The sequence below is a fragment of the Polaromonas sp. P1_F1 genome (assembly GCF_056405795.1).
In genome coordinates this window covers 152058-165809 of record NZ_JBFUBJ010000004.1, presented here as the reverse complement: position 1 = coordinate 165809, position 13752 = coordinate 152058, and the positions used below count along the sequence as shown (strand labels likewise).

Genomic DNA, 13752 nt, shown 5'->3' with positions numbered 1-13752 from the left:
GCACTGTCACTCCAAAATGCGTGAGGCCCGCTCATGCTTAAAGGCATTGACCCTCTACTCACGCCCGACTTGCTCAAGCTGCTGGCCGAGATGGGCCATGACGATGCGCTGCTGCTGGCCGACGCCAACTTCACGGCCATGAGTGTGGGTGCGGGCAAGCCCGTGCTGCGCCTGCCTGGCCATGGCATGGCGCGGACAGTGCGGGCCGTGGCGTCGCTGCTGCCTCTGGCTGAAGATGTGGATCATCCGGTGGCTTACATGCAGGTCAGCGGTACCGAGGCACCCTACCGTTCAGAGCTACAGCGCGAGGTACTGGCGCTGCTGGCCCCGGGCTGGCTGCCGCACCAGCAGGCCGAGGCCGTTGAGCGCTACGCGTTTTATGAACGGGTACGCCAGGCCTATGCCATTGTGGTGACGGGTGAATTGCAGCCTTTTGGCAACTTCATCCTGCGCAAAGGGGTCATCGGCGAAAATCTGCGTCCATGACCGAATCTCCTGTCACCGCCGCCACTCCCGCTACCCCTGCGGAATCCGAAGCAGCCACACCTGTGTGGCTGCGCCAGCGCGGCTCCAACCACGTGGGTATGCGCCAGTTCAACGAACGCGTGGTGCTGCAGGCCATCCGCCTGCACGGCAGCGTACCGAAAGCCGAACTGGCCCGCCTGACCAACCTGACCGCACAGACCATCGGGCTGATCACTGCCCGGCTGGAAGAAGACGACCTGCTGATCCGGCATGATCGCGTGCGCGGGCGCATTGGCCAGCCCTCGGTGCCGTTGGCGCTGAACCCCGACGGAGCCTTCTCTGTGGGGATCAAGATTGGCCGGCGCAGCACCGACTGGCTGCTGGTCGACTTCACCGGTCAGGTCCGCCAACGCCTGTCGCTGGCCTATGCCTTCCCAGATGCCGACACACTGCTCCCCGTGATCGGCCAGAACCTGCGCATCCTGCGCGAGCAACTCGGTGCACTGGCTCCGCGACTGGTCGGTGTGGGGGTGGCCGCTCCCTTCCAGCTCGGTGGCTGGCACCGGATGCTGGGGCTGTCAGCGCAGCAGTCGGACCGATGGAACCACATCGACCTCAGCGCCGAAGTGCAAGCCATGACCGAGCTGCCTGTGAGTTTTGCCAAAGATACCTCGGCGGCCTGTGTGGCCGAGCTGGTGTCGGGCCGTGGGCGCGACCTCAAGAGCTTTCTCTACCTGTTTGTCGACACCTTTGTGGGGGGCGGCCTGGTCATCAATTCACAACTCCACGCCGGCATCCACAACAACGCCGGCGCCGTGGCGTCGCTGCCATTGCAGGCGGCCCGGCCACCCGGCGCGCCGCCACAGCTGGTCAGCCAGGCTTCGCTCTGGGAACTGGAGCAGTGTTTCAAGGCGCGCGGGCTTGATCCGACTGCAGCCTATGACGAACGCGCCCTGCAGCCGCCGTTCGAGTCCGACACCCAGGCCTGGGTGGCCAGCGCCGCCAATGCACTGGCCCACAGCGTGGTCAGCGCAACGGCCCTGCTGGATATTGATGCCGTGGTGATGGATGGCTCCTTTTGCCGCCCGCTGCTGCAGCGCCTGATTGAAGCCACGGGCGCAGCACTCGGCCGCTACAACTGGGAAGGCCTCTGGCCCGCCCAGGTGATCGCCGGCAGCATTGGCTCCGACGCTCGCGCGCTGGGCGGTGCCATGCTGCCCCTGCATGCCAATTTCGCACCTGACCGCGACCTGTTTCTCAAGGGTGGCCGCTGATCCGCGCTTCGGGACGGTACATCGCCTCGATTTCGCGCGCATAACGAGCCATCAGGTTATTGCGCTTGAGCTTGAGCGTCGGGGTCATCAGGGCGTTTTCGGGCGTCCACGGTTCCCGCGTAAGGTACACGGCACGCGGTGTCGCGTAGCGTGCGAAGTCCTTCGTCTGGGTTGCCATTCGCTCCAGCGCAAGCTTGTGGACAACCGGCAGGTGCAGGCTTGCCGGGTCCTCGGGGTCCAGCGCCAGCGCCGCAGCCACACGCCGCCATTCGGCCGGGTTGACCACTGCCACACAGGCGATGAAGGGGCGGTTTTCACCGACCACAAAGACCTGGTCGAACAGGGAGTCGGCGGCAATCGCCACCTCGAGGTCGCCAGGCGGTACTTTCTCGCCGGTCGACGTCACGATGATTTCCTTCAGGCGCCCCATGATGCGGATACGCCCGCCATCGATCACGGCCTGGTCTCCTGTGCACAGCCAGCCGTCTTCCGTCAGCACGCGGGCCGTGTCTTCGGGGCGTTTCCAGTAGCCCTTCATCACCAGCGGGCCGCGCACCTGCAGCTCCTGGTTGGCGCTGATGCGCACCTCGACACCCGGCAAGGCCCTGCCCACCGTGGCCGGGTCGTTGTCGTCGACACCATTGCCCGACACCACGGGCGATGTCTCCGTCATGCCGTAGCCCTGCAGCAGCGGCAGGCCCAGCCCGAGGAAACAGCGTGCCACCGCGTGCGACAAGGGCGCACCACCGCTCACCGCCACCCGCACGCGCCCGCCAAACTGCGCCCGCAGGGTTCCGGCCACCAGCCGCTCCAGCAGGGGCCACACCAGGGGATCCAGCCATGCCCACGGACTTTTTTCGCTTTCCGCCAAAAGCAATCCCTGTGCGCGGCAAAACCGCCGCCAGCCGACAAACTGCGCCGCCAGAAACAGGCGTGTTTTAAGCGGCGACTGCGTCAGTGTCTCCTGCAGTTTGGCAAATACGCGCTCGTAAATACGCGGCACCGAAATCAGTACAGTGGGACGCACGGTTTTCAGGTCCTCGGCCAGCAAGGGCACGGAACGCGCATAAGCCACACAGCTTCCGGCGGCAATGGGCAGGTAATAACCGGCAGTCCGTTCAAACGTGTGCGACAGCGGCAGGAACGACAGGAACACATCGTCCACCATAGGCACCACCAGCGACAGGATGGCTCGCACGTTGGACACGATGTTGCGGTGCGTCAGCATTACGCCCTTGGGTTTTCCCGTGGTGCCGGAGGTGTAGACGATGGCCGCGAGGTCGTCCTCCTGCGGTGCGGGCAGCAAGCCGGCGTACCCTTCCCCCGCCGCCAGCCAGTCGGCCAGCGGCACAACAGCCACCGGTCCACCCGCCCCGCTCAATGCCGCTTCAGGCGCGGCGACCACCACGCAGCGCAACGCCGGCAAGGGCGTTCCGACAGCCTCAATGGCCTGCCACTGCGAAAGCGATGACACCATCAGCAGGGAAGCTTCGCAGTCGGCCAGGATGTAGGCAGTGCTGCCGGCATTGTCAATGGCGTGCAGCGGCACAGGCACCAGCGCCAACGACAGGGCTGCCTGGTCAATGCTCACCGCATTAAGGCCGTTAGGCAAGAGGATCGCGACACTTGCATGGGCCGGCAGTTGCGTGGCCGCCAGCGCGCGTCGCCACCGCGCGACCCGCTCGCTGGCCTCAGCCCAGCAGGTGCTGCACCATTGCCCGGTGACGGCATCAAATTCACGGTAAGCCTCAGCCTCGGGGCTGTGTGCCACGCGAAAGGCCAGTAATTCCGGCAGCGTGTGCACTGCGGCAAGGTCCAGGGGGGTGATGTTCATTCAGGTTTCCTGCCAGCCGGAAAGGCGGCACTGTCATTTTTTATCACGTGCGCAGTTGCGCGTGGCGGCGTTGCATCAAGCCCGTTCAACAACAGGCCTTTTGGGCGGATGCGTATCAGCGCACCTTCAGGCGCCGGCGTTACCTGCTTTGCGCCTGGCCTTCCAGGCGCCGAAAATAACAATCAGGCCGGGAATCAAAATCATGGCCCAGATGATCTTGTCGAGATGGGTTTTAACAAATGGGATATTGCCGAAAAAATAACCAATGGTGACGATACCGCCGACCCAGAGCGCGCCGCCGCCAATGTCATAGAGGGTGAACTTGCTGCGCGTCATTTGGGACACACCCGCCACAAAAGGCGCAAAAGTCCGCAGGAAAGGCATGAAACGCGCCGCCACGATGGTGATGCCGCCATAACGCTCGTAAAACTCATGCGCCTGGTTGAAGGCCTTTTTGTTGAAGAACTTCGAGTCTTCCCACTGGAACACCTTGGGCCCGAAATAGCGGCCAATGGTGTAGTTGGACTGGTTGCCCAGCACAGCAGCGGCAAACAGCAGGCCAACGGACAGCGGGTAATTCATCAGCCCGACACCGCACATGGCGCCCACCACAAACAGCAGCGAGTCACCCGGCAGAAAGGGCATGACCACCACGCCGGTTTCCACAAAGATGATCAGAAACAGCAGCGCATACACCCATGCGCCGTAGCTGGCGACAAAGGCCTCCAGGTGCTTGTCGACATGAAGAATGAAATCGATGAGAAAGGTGACTAGTTCCATGCCGGCAATTTTGACAGGTATGAAACCAGCAGGCCTGCAGGGATGGCCAATGAGCTTCATGGCATGCCCCAAACCTTGCAAATCGCCAACAGACTATTACAAGTTGCTGATTGAACCAGTGCGGGAAAGCCTCAGGACGCAGGGGGTTTACGGCATGTCCCTCAACAGCCAAACCCGTAAAATCTGCGCAATGACCCTGCCCGCCCGCCGCCCGATCCGCGAACTTCCCGATGAACTGATCAGCCAGATTGCGGCCGGCGAAGTGGTGGAGCGCCCAGCGTCCGTCGTGCGCGAACTGGTGGACAACGCGCTGGATGCCGGCGCCACGCAGGTAACTGTGCGGCTGCTGGCCGGTGGCGTGCGGCTCATCGTGGTCGAAGACGACGGCTTCGGCATCCCGCGCGAAGAACTTCCCGTCGCCCTGAGGCGCCATGCCACCAGCAAGATTGCGTCGTTGCAGGATCTCGAAGCCGTCGGCACCATGGGTTTTCGGGGCGAGGCGCTGGCGGCGATCAATTCGATCGCCGACATGAGCCTGTTGTCCAGGATCGCCGCGGATGAACACGCATGGCAGCTTGACGGCCGCACCGGCGAACTGAAGCCCGCCGCGCGCAGCCGCGGCACCAGCGTGGAAGTGCGGGAGCTGTTTTACGCCACGCCCGCGCGCCGCAAATTCCTGAAAACCGATGCCACCGAACTGGCCCACTGCATTGAAGCCGTACGCCGCCATGCCCTTGTGCGGCCCGATGTGGGTTTTGCCATCTGGCACGAAGGCAAGCTGGTCGAGCAATGGCGTGCGGCGACAGGCGACAACGCCCACCAGCAGCGCCTGGCCGACGTGCTGGGCAGCGAATTTGTCGAACAGTCCGTCGCCGTCAGTTACGAAAGCTCGGCCCGCCGCGCCGACGGCCTGCCGGCCGTGCGCGTCTGGGGCGTCGCCGGCATTCCGGATGCCGCCCGCTCGCGTGCCGACCAGCAGTTCGCCTATGTCAATGGCCGTTACGTACGCGACAAGGTGCTGACCCACGCCGCGCGCAGCGCGTATGAGGACGTGCTGCACGGCCACCGCCAGCCGGTCTATGCGCTGTATGTCGAGATCGACCCGTCCCGCGTGGACGTGAACGTGCACCCGACCAAGATCGAAGTGCGTTTTCGCGACAGCCGCGAGGTGCACCAGGCCGTGCGCCACGCCACCGAAAACGCGCTGGCCGTTCCGCGCTCCATGGCAGCTGTCCAGGCCGGCACGGAAGACGCTGCTGTCACGCCCACCGGATTTCTTGAACAAAACAAGGCTTTTGCGCAACAGGGATGGGCGCAACCAGCTATCAATTTTGTAGCAAACGGCGGCCACAGGGCCTCCGACTTTGACGCCATGTGGCCGTCATCGCAAGCCGTCGCGCCCAGCCCGCGGGAATCTGGCGAGGATGCCCTGTACGTCACCATTCCCCCAGCCGGAAATGGCATGGCAAACCCTGGCGTGCCTGAAGGCGCAAGCGCCCTGCCCTCCGGCGACTGGCCGCTGGGCCGCGCCATCGCCCAGCTGCAGGGCATCTACGTGCTGGCCGAAAACACCCAGGGCCTTGTCATTGTGGACATGCACGCTGCCCATGAGCGCATCGTCTATGAACGCCTGAAAACCCAGATGGACGGTGCCGATGGCGCCGATGGTGCCAGCATCATCAGCCAGCCGCTGCTGATTCCGGCCACCTTTGCCGCCAGCCCCCAGGAAGTGGCCACGGCTGAGGCCAACGCCCAGGCATTGGCAACGCTGGGCCTGGAAATCACGCCTTTTTCGCCCAAAACCCTGGCGGTGCGCGCCGTGCCCACCAGCCTGGCGCAGGGCGATGCGGTGGAGCTGGCCCGCAGCGTGCTGGCCGAACTGGCCCAGCACGACGCCAGCACCGTCATACAGCGGGCCCAGAACGAGTTGCTGTCGACCATGGCCTGCCACGGCGCCGTGCGCGCCAACCGCAAGCTCACGCTTGACGAAATGAACGCCCTGCTGCGCCAGATGGAAGCCACTGAGCGCTCCGACCAGTGCAACCACGGGCGGCCCACCTGGCGGCAGGTCAGCATCCGGGAGCTTGACACGCTCTTCATGCGCGGACGCTGAACTTTCCGGCGCCCGGCGAATCATTCACTTGCATGAAACGCTGGCACCTCTTTACTTCTTTCCTGATGACGCTGGCGTTGCTGGCGGGCTGCGCCACCCTTGACGAAAAGCAGCGGGCCTGGATCTTCCAGCCCAGCGACCGCACCTGGAGCGGGGGCGCTGCCGCCGCTGTTGGCATGGAAGACGTCTGGATTGACTTCAACGCCGCTGGCGGCAACGGCAGTGACGGCGACCACCCCGTCCGCCTGCACGGCCTGTGGCTGCCGGCAGACGAGCCCGATGCCGCAAGCAAAACCCCCGTGCTGCTGTACCTGCATGGCGCGCGTTACAACGTTACCGGCTCCGCGCCGCGCATGCGCCGCATGCAGGAGCTCGGCTTCTCGGTCCTGGGGATCGACTATCGCGGTTTTGGCAAAAGCACCTACGAACTGCCGTCGGAAACATCGGCCTACGAAGACGCCCGCGCCGCGTGGGACTGGCTGGCCAAAAAGTACCCCGGCCGCCCCCGTTACATCTTCGGACACTCGCTGGGCGGGCCAATTGCCATCAACCTGGCCACTGAAGTGGCCGATGAAAGCGGCACGATTGTCGAAAGCACATTCACCTCCATCGCCGATGTGGTGAGTACGTCCCAGTGGGGCTGGATGCCGGTGTCGCTGCTCATCACCCAACGTTTCGAGGCCGTCCGAAAAGTCGGCAAGATCGGCTCCCCCCTGCTGGTGGTGCATGGCGGCGAAGACCGCCTCATCCTGCCGGACCTGGGGCGCAAACTTTATGACGCCGCAGCGCAGCCCAAGCTCTTCCTGCTGGTGCCGGGTGGCTCGCACCACGACACCAACCTGGTCGGCCAGCCGCAATACCGGCAGGCACTGGCACAGCTGTTTCAGATGGACAGGAGCCTTGCTGACGGTGCGCAGCAGAATGAGGCATTGCAGGTGGCCGGCGGCAAACGCGCCCCAAAACAAGCCGAAATGCTACAGAACAAGGAATAATGCCCAAAAACAGGTATTTTTTACTTACCCAATACATGTAGCCGGATGTAACATCCCTCGTACCGCATAGCAGCTGATAGCAGCTAAAACAACGAGAGGGGAATGTATGAGCCAAGTCCTGGTTATCCGCAGGCCGTCTGCCATCAATGTGCTGGCCCCTGTGCTGGCGCTTCTGGCGTCTGCCCCTCTTCATGCCCAGACCGCCGCCGCCGCCGCGGCGCCTGCCGTTGCGAAATTCAATGGCGCAGACACCGCCTGGATGCTCATCTCGACCGTCCTGGTGCTGTTGATGACCATTCCCGGCATCATGCTGTTTTACAGCGGCATGATGCGGGCCAAAAATGCGCTCTCCATCGTGGCGCACACCTTTGCGGCCACCACAGTTGTTACGCTGGTATGGGCGGGCATTGCCTACTCGCTGGCCTTCACGCCCGGCAACCCCTGGATCGGCGACATGAGCCGGGCACTGAGCGAAGGCCTGCTGGGCGCAAAAGTCGGCGCGCACGTTTCAGCGCCTTCCGTGCCGGAATCCGCTTTCTTCCTGTTCCAGCTGGCATTCGCCATCATTACCTTCGCGCTGATCATCGGCGCCACTGTGGAGCGAATGCGCCTGAGCGCCACCATTTTCTTCGCGGCCTTCTGGACCATCCTGGTATACGCCCCTGTGGCGCACTGGATCTGGCAACCCACCGGCTGGCTCGCCAGCATGGGCCACATGGACTTTGCGGGCGGCACAGTGGTGCACATCGCGGCCGGCGTCAGCGGCCTGGTGGCGGCCAAGGTTGTGGGTCCGCGCAAGGGTTTCGGAACCGAACCCATGGTGCCGCACAACCTCTTGATATCCATCATCGGCGCCGGGCTCTTGTGGGCGGGCTGGTTCGGCTTCAATGCCGGTTCGGCCTTTGAAGCCAGTTCGCGCGCCGTGGGCGCCCTGCTGGCCACCCAGGTGGCGGCCTGCGTTGGCGCGTTCATGTGGGGCATTTGCGAATATGTCCAGCGCGGCAAGTTCAGCGTGCTGGGCATGGCAACTGGCGCCATTGCCGGCCTCGTCGCCATCACGCCGGCGTCCGGTTTTGTCGGCGTCATGGGCGCATCGGTGTTGGGCTTTGCGGGCGGCGTCGGCTGCTTCCTGGCCGTGACCCGCTTCAAGCGTGCCACAGGAATTGACGACTCGCTTGACGTATTTGCCCTGCATGGCGTGGGCGGCATCATCGGCACGGTCCTGACCCCGGTCTTTGCGCTCAAGGAAATTGCACCCGTGACCGCCACCGTGTTTACCAACCTCGTGGGAGCCTGCGCCGTTGCAGCTTACGCAGGCGTCGCGACCTGGCTGATTTTGCTGGTGGTCAAGCCCCTTGCAGGCCTTCGCGTAACCACGGCAGAGGAAGAACTGGGCCTTGACCTTGCCCAGCACGGCGAGATGATTTCAGGTGCTTGAGTTCCCCCCATCAAGACACGTAAACCATGCTGTTAACCATGACGCCGCCTGACGACTCCGATCTCATGGCCTACGCGGTGCGGATGGTCATTCCCATGAAGCGGGAGTTCGGCCGTTCGTTGAATGTCCATCAATTCCTGCATGACCTGCCGTACGCCACTGAAGTAATTCAGGAAGCGCTCAACAGCAAGGACGAGCGCCTGCGCAGCTATGCGGCCTATGCGCAGACCAAGATTTTCGGACCCCGCAGCGGCAGCGAACCATTGCTGTCAGCGTCCGCTGCATCGCCCGCACCGTCGCGCGCCGTCGCGGCCGCTCCTGCCGCAAGTGAAACAGAAATCAGCGAAGACCTCCGGGCCAAGGCCATTGCCCGGTACAAGTCAGGCCTGCGCTGAACAGCCTGGCCGCCCCGACAGCGCCCTGATACCCCAGGCTTGATCAGCCCGCCCTCACCACACGCACGCCGGCACGTCTGGCGCTGCTGATCCACGCTGCCTGCGCGTCGCGGTGAACCACCACCGCCGACACATCGGCCAACGCCATGATGCGGCAGGCCGAAGCCGCGCCAAGTTTTTCGCCCGATGCCAGCAGCACCGTTTCCGAGGCGCAGCGGTGCAGCGCCCGCTTGACGGCGGCTTCTTCGGAATCTCCCGTGGTCACGCCCGCCGACGCATGCACGCCGGTCGCCCCCATGAAAAACACATCGGCCCGCAGGCGGGATAGCTGCTCCATCAACTCGGCCCCCATGGCCACCATGGAGTGCCGAAAGAGCCGCCCGCCAAGCAGCTGAATCACGAGGTGGGGACAGCGAGCCAGTTCCATGGCAACCGCCGGGCTGTGGGTAAACACCGTCGCATGAAGGTCTTCACTCAGGTGCCGCGCCATCTGCAGCGCGGTGGTGCCGCCGTCGATGATCACCACCTGCCCTGGCTGGACCATGGCCGCCGCCGCCCGGCCGATGGCCTGCTTGTCCAGCGGCGCAATTTGCTCACGCACCGCCACATTGCCGACGGCCGGTGAAGCAGGCAAGGCCCCGCCATGGACACGCTGGAGCTTGCCCGCCTGGGCCAGCTCGCGAAGGTCGCGCCGGATGGTGTCTTCCGAAATACCCAGCTCCTGGCTGAGGGCCTTGGCAACCAGTTGCCCGTCACGGTCAAGGCGCGTCAGCAGCAGGTGTTTGCGTTGGCTGGTCAGCATGGGGTTTCGGCTCCGGTTTCTATCTGGCGTGAAGCTGGACAACTGCACGAAATTTCATAATAATGCACGATATTACACGAAATCAACCAACCCGAATGCGCCCTTCCTTCCTGACTCCACCGCCCGCACCACACGTGCGCGTGCTCGGCGACGAACGCCTGTCCGACAACTGGTATGTATTGCGCAAACTCACCATCGAGTTGCGCCGCCGCGGCGGCACGTGGCAGCAGCAGACACGCGAGGTCTATGACCGCGGCAACGGCGCAGCGATCCTTCTTGTCAACGTCCGGCGGCAAACCGTGGTGCTGACAAGGCAGTTCCGGCTGCCGGCCTGGGTCAATGGTTGCGCCGACGGTATGCTCATCGAGGCCTGCGCCGGACTGCTCGATGGCGACGACCCCGAGACCTGCATCCGCCGCGAAGCAGCCGAAGAAACCGGGTTCCGCATCCAGGCGCCGCACAAGGTGTTCGAGGCCTACATGAGCCCGGGTTCGGTCACTGAAAAGTTGCACTTCTTCGTAGCCTCCTACGAAAGTTCAGACCGGGCAGGAGAAGGCGGCGGCATCGCCCATGAAGGTGAAGACATCGAGGTGATCGAGCTGTCGCTGGAAGAAGCGCTGGCCATGGTGCGCAGCGGCGCCATTGAAGACGCCAAGACCATCATGCTGCTGCAGCACGCAAAAATCACCGGCCTGGACCGCCTGCTCCCTCTGCCCCCTTCTTCCGGGTCCTGAATTGATTCTGGAAACGGCCCCTCGGGCCATGCCAGTACCGCGATGCAGCAGGCGTTTTGTCTGATACGCTCAGCTCAATGGATGTTCCTGTTTCGAAGACCGCGGCGCCTGCCATGTCGCCCGGCATGGTGGTGCTGGTCCTGTCGATGCTGCTGGGCATCCAGCCGGTCACGACCGATCTCTACCTGCCCGCCCTGCCCGCCCTGACTGAAGGTTTCGGCGCGCCGATGTCGCAGGCGCAGCTCACGCTCAGCGCCCTGCTGCTGGCCTTCGGCACCTCCCAGCTGATCTGGGGCCCGCTGTCGGACCGCTTCGGCCGCCGTCCCATCCTGCTCTGGGGCCTGTGCGCCTACACCCTCGCTTCCGTCGGCAGCACGCTCGCATCGTCGATGACACTGCTGATCACCTGGCGCATCGTGCAGGGCGCCGCCATGGGCGCTGCAGTGATGTGCGCGCGCGCCATTGTGCGCGACCTGTACCAGCCGCTTGAAGGCGCCCGCGCCATGTCCAAAGGCTTGAGCGGCCTGGGCGTGCTGGCCTGCATCAGTGCACCGCTGGGCGGCTTGCTGTCGGAGCTTTTCGGCTGGCGCATGGCACTGATGGCGCTGGCCGTGTTCGGCGCGGCCACGCTGGCCCTCATCTCACTGCGGTTTGAAGAAACCCTGGCACAGAAAAACCCGCGTGCGCTGCAGCCGGCCACACTGCTGCGCACCTGGGTCCATATTCTTCGCAACCCCACGTTCCTGGCGTTTTCGGTGTTGACCGCGGCCTCCTACGGCGGCCTCTTCACCTTTCTGGCCACCTCGTCGTTCGTGTTTATCAAGGTGCTGGGCCTGACCAAAACACACTACGGCCTCATCATGTTTTCGATGTGTTTTTGCTACCTCACCGGCACCTTCATCTGTCGTCGGCTGCTGCCGCGCTTTGGCGTGCGGCGCTCGGTGGCCGTGGCCGCCTGCCTCACACTGGCCGGCGGAACCCTGATGGGCGTGCTGGCCTGGGCCGGCATCCAGAACGTCTGGGCCATCATGCTGCCCTACTACCTGTTCATGCTGGGGCATGGCGTGCACCAGCCCTGCGGGCAGAGCGGCGCCGTTAGTCCCTTCCCCCAGGCGGCGGGCGCTGCCTCGGCCCTCAACGGATTTCTCATGATGGTCGTGGCCTTCGGCATGGGCGGCTGGCTGGGAACCCACATGGACGGCACGGTGCGGCCGCTGACCAACGGCGTCTGGTTCTGGAGCGCGCTGATCGCCGCCACGGCCTGGACCGTGATCCAGAAATACGGAGAGCCTGCCCATGAGGCCGCAGCCAGGGCCTGACATGCGCGGCATCGCACTGGCCGGACCGACGGCCTCCGGCAAAACCGCCGCCGCCATGGCGATTGCACAGCGCCACGCGGTGGAAATCATCAGCGTCGATTCCGCACTGGTCTATCGCGGCATGGACATCGGCACTGCCAAGCCCACAGCGGCCGAGCTGGCCGCTGTGCCGCATCACCTGATTGACATCCGCGACCCGCTGCACGCCTACAGCGCGGCCGAGTTTGTGGCCGACGCCAACCGGCTGATGGAAGACATCCGCGGACGCGGCAAACTGCCGCTGCTGGTGGGCGGCACCATGCTGTACTTCAAGGCGCTGTTCGACGGGCTGGACGACATGCCCAAAGCCGACCCCGCCGCGCGCACCGTGATAGCCGACGAAGCAGCCGCCAACGGCTGGCCGGCTCTGCATGCCGAACTCGCCCGGGTGGACCCGGTCACCGCCGCCCGGCTCGCACCGAACGATTCGCAGCGCATTTCGCGTGCGCTGGAGGTTTTCCGCGTGTCAGGCCAGCCGCTGTCGTTCTTCCACCAGCAAAACGCTACAAAAACCATAGCTGCTGGCGCACAGCCATCAATGGCTACAGCCCTTATTTCCCTTGAACCTCAAGACCGCAGCTGGCTGCACGAGCGTATTGCCCAACGCTTCGACGCCATGCTGGCCGGCGGGTTTATGGACGAAGTGAAAGCCCTGCGCGCACGCGGCGACCTCAACCCCGACTTGCCTTCGATGCGCTGCGTCGGCTACCGCCAGGCGTGGGAAGCACTGGACGGCAACTACCCGCTGGCCGAGCTGCGCGACAAAGGCATTTTCGCCACGCGCCAGCTGGCCAAGCGCCAGATCACCTGGCTGCGCTCCATGCCGCAGCGCCAGGTCGTGGCCTGCGATGCGGCCGATGCGTTGCAGCAGGTGCTTGCACTGGTTGACGCTTCTGTTGGGCAGACGACATGAGCCTTCAACTCAGGAACCTCGCCAAGCGCTACGGCACAACCGCCGTGTTCAGCCATGTCACGCTGGATGTTGAGCCCGGCGAGTTCGTCGCCATCATCGGCGAATCAGGCGTCGGCAAATCAACGCTGCTCAACTGCATGGCCGGGCTCGATACCTGGGACGAAGGCACGGTACTGCTGAACGGCCAGGACCTGGGTGCCATGACCGACGACGAGCGTGCGCTGCTACGCCGCCGCCATGTGGGTTTTGTGTTTCAGGCCTTTCATGTGCTGCCGCACCTGGATGTCGCGCAGAACGTGGCCCTGCCATTGCTGCTGCTCGGCGAGCCGGACGACGCGCGCGTGCAGTCACTGCTGGATGCGGTCGGCCTGTCGGGCATGGGCGGGCGGCTGCCCCAGCAACTCAGCGGCGGCCAGCTGCAGCGCGTGGCGATTGCCCGTGCCCTGGTACACCGGCCCAGCCTGCTGCTGGCCGATGAACCCACCGGCAACCTGGACCCAACGACGGCCGCCAAAGTAATGGATGCGCTGATTGCCCAGACCCGCGAACACGGCGCCTCGCTGGTGCTGGTCACCCATTCGGAAGCCGCCGCCGCACGCGCAGACCGCCGACTGCATCTGAGCGCTGACGGGATTCTTCCGTAGGCTGCGCTCC

Annotated in this window: 13 protein-coding genes; 10 read left to right on the top strand and 3 right to left on the bottom strand. The window is 64.3% G+C overall.

Annotated features, from left to right (window positions below; all coding sequences use genetic code 11):
- Positions 1-33 precede the first annotated feature (33 nt).
- Both AC1DZE_RS12995 and AC1DZE_RS12990 read left to right on the top strand, forming a co-directional pair.
- Entirely contained in the window at positions 34-486 is a 453-nt protein-coding gene (locus tag AC1DZE_RS12995; RefSeq protein WP_477671143.1) for an RbsD/FucU family protein, read from the top strand.
- The gene (locus tag AC1DZE_RS12990; protein ID WP_477671144.1) at positions 483-1739 is read left to right on the top strand and encodes an ROK family transcriptional regulator; all 1257 of its coding nucleotides are present in this window, start codon (positions 483-485) and stop codon (positions 1737-1739) included. The genes AC1DZE_RS12995 and AC1DZE_RS12990 overlap by 4 nt, the downstream gene beginning before the upstream one ends.
- Here AC1DZE_RS12990 and AC1DZE_RS12985 read toward each other — a convergent pair.
- Positions 1723-3573: an AMP-dependent synthetase/ligase gene (locus AC1DZE_RS12985; RefSeq protein WP_477672463.1), complete on the bottom strand. Its 1851-nt coding sequence runs from the start codon at positions 3571-3573 to the stop codon at positions 1723-1725. The two genes, AC1DZE_RS12990 and AC1DZE_RS12985, sit on opposite strands and share 17 nt — an antisense overlap.
- Positions 3574-3699: 126 nt before the next feature.
- Complete coding sequence (locus AC1DZE_RS12980) at positions 3700-4353, bottom strand: DedA family protein (protein WP_477672462.1); 654 nt, start codon at positions 4351-4353, stop codon at positions 3700-3702.
- Between the two features lie 190 nt (positions 4354-4543).
- Here AC1DZE_RS12980 and mutL point away from each other — a divergent pair, with 190 nt between their 5' ends.
- The 4 genes from mutL (at position 4544) to AC1DZE_RS12960 (ending at position 9291) form a co-directional block, all read left to right on the top strand.
- Complete coding sequence (gene mutL, locus AC1DZE_RS12975; protein WP_477700154.1) at positions 4544-6466, top strand: DNA mismatch repair endonuclease MutL; 1923 nt, start codon at positions 4544-4546, stop codon at positions 6464-6466.
- A gap of 32 nt (positions 6467-6498) precedes the next feature.
- On the top strand, positions 6499-7458 hold the full coding sequence (locus AC1DZE_RS12970) for an alpha/beta hydrolase (protein WP_477671148.1): 960 nt from the start codon (positions 6499-6501) through the stop codon (positions 7456-7458).
- A 106-nt stretch (positions 7459-7564) separates the two neighbouring features.
- Positions 7565-8896, top strand: a complete 1332-nt coding sequence (locus AC1DZE_RS12965; protein ID WP_477671149.1) for an ammonium transporter — start codon at positions 7565-7567, stop codon at positions 8894-8896.
- A gap of 26 nt (positions 8897-8922) precedes the next feature.
- Complete coding sequence (locus tag AC1DZE_RS12960; protein WP_477671150.1) at positions 8923-9291, top strand: hypothetical protein; 369 nt, start codon at positions 8923-8925, stop codon at positions 9289-9291.
- A 43-nt stretch (positions 9292-9334) separates the two neighbouring features.
- Here AC1DZE_RS12960 and AC1DZE_RS12955 read toward each other — a convergent pair whose 3' ends face one another.
- Positions 9335-10093 (bottom strand): DeoR/GlpR family DNA-binding transcription regulator, encoded by a 759-nt coding sequence (locus tag AC1DZE_RS12955; RefSeq protein WP_477672460.1) that lies wholly within the window; start codon positions 10091-10093, stop codon positions 9335-9337.
- A 95-nt stretch (positions 10094-10188) separates the two neighbouring features.
- Here AC1DZE_RS12955 and nudK point away from each other — a divergent pair, with 95 nt between their 5' ends.
- The 4 genes from nudK (at position 10189) to AC1DZE_RS12935 (ending at position 13742) form a co-directional block, all read left to right on the top strand.
- Entirely contained in the window at positions 10189-10827 is a 639-nt protein-coding gene (gene nudK / locus AC1DZE_RS12950; protein WP_477700153.1) for a GDP-mannose pyrophosphatase NudK, read from the top strand.
- Positions 10828-10904: 77 nt separating this feature from the next.
- Entirely contained in the window at positions 10905-12146 is a 1242-nt protein-coding gene (locus AC1DZE_RS12945) for a multidrug effflux MFS transporter (protein ID WP_477700152.1), read from the top strand.
- On the top strand, positions 12124-13098 hold the full coding sequence (gene miaA / locus AC1DZE_RS12940) for a tRNA (adenosine(37)-N6)-dimethylallyltransferase MiaA (protein WP_477674734.1): 975 nt from the start codon (positions 12124-12126) through the stop codon (positions 13096-13098). The genes AC1DZE_RS12945 and miaA overlap by 23 nt, the downstream gene beginning before the upstream one ends.
- Positions 13095-13742: an ABC transporter ATP-binding protein gene (locus tag AC1DZE_RS12935; protein ID WP_477700151.1), complete on the top strand. Its 648-nt coding sequence runs from the start codon at positions 13095-13097 to the stop codon at positions 13740-13742. Before miaA ends, AC1DZE_RS12935 begins: the two co-directional genes overlap by 4 nt.
- Positions 13743-13752 lie beyond the last annotated feature (10 nt).

Excerpts from the sequence above, each read along its gene's own strand:
- AC1DZE_RS12995 (WP_477671143.1), top strand. The coding sequence starts at position 34 with ATGCTTAAAGGCATTGACCCTCTACTCACGCCCGACTTGCTCAAGCTG.
- AC1DZE_RS12990 (WP_477671144.1), top strand. The coding sequence starts at position 483 with ATGACCGAATCTCCTGTCACCGCCGCCACTCCCGCTACCCCTGCGGAA.
- AC1DZE_RS12985 (WP_477672463.1), bottom strand. The coding sequence starts at position 3,573 with ATGAACATCACCCCCCTGGACCTTGCCGCAGTGCACACGCTGCCGGAA.
- AC1DZE_RS12980 (WP_477672462.1), bottom strand. The coding sequence starts at position 4,353 with ATGGAACTAGTCACCTTTCTCATCGATTTCATTCTTCATGTCGACAAG.
- mutL (WP_477700154.1), top strand. The coding sequence starts at position 4,544 with ATGACCCTGCCCGCCCGCCGCCCGATCCGCGAACTTCCCGATGAACTG.
- AC1DZE_RS12970 (WP_477671148.1), top strand. The coding sequence starts at position 6,499 with ATGAAACGCTGGCACCTCTTTACTTCTTTCCTGATGACGCTGGCGTTG.
- AC1DZE_RS12965 (WP_477671149.1), top strand. The coding sequence starts at position 7,565 with ATGAGCCAAGTCCTGGTTATCCGCAGGCCGTCTGCCATCAATGTGCTG.
- AC1DZE_RS12960 (WP_477671150.1), top strand. The coding sequence starts at position 8,923 with ATGCTGTTAACCATGACGCCGCCTGACGACTCCGATCTCATGGCCTAC.
- AC1DZE_RS12955 (WP_477672460.1), bottom strand. The coding sequence starts at position 10,093 with ATGCTGACCAGCCAACGCAAACACCTGCTGCTGACGCGCCTTGACCGT.
- nudK (WP_477700153.1), top strand. The coding sequence starts at position 10,189 with ATGCGCCCTTCCTTCCTGACTCCACCGCCCGCACCACACGTGCGCGTG.
- AC1DZE_RS12945 (WP_477700152.1), top strand. The coding sequence starts at position 10,905 with ATGGATGTTCCTGTTTCGAAGACCGCGGCGCCTGCCATGTCGCCCGGC.
- miaA (WP_477674734.1), top strand. The coding sequence starts at position 12,124 with ATGAGGCCGCAGCCAGGGCCTGACATGCGCGGCATCGCACTGGCCGGA.
- AC1DZE_RS12935 (WP_477700151.1), top strand. The coding sequence starts at position 13,095 with ATGAGCCTTCAACTCAGGAACCTCGCCAAGCGCTACGGCACAACCGCC.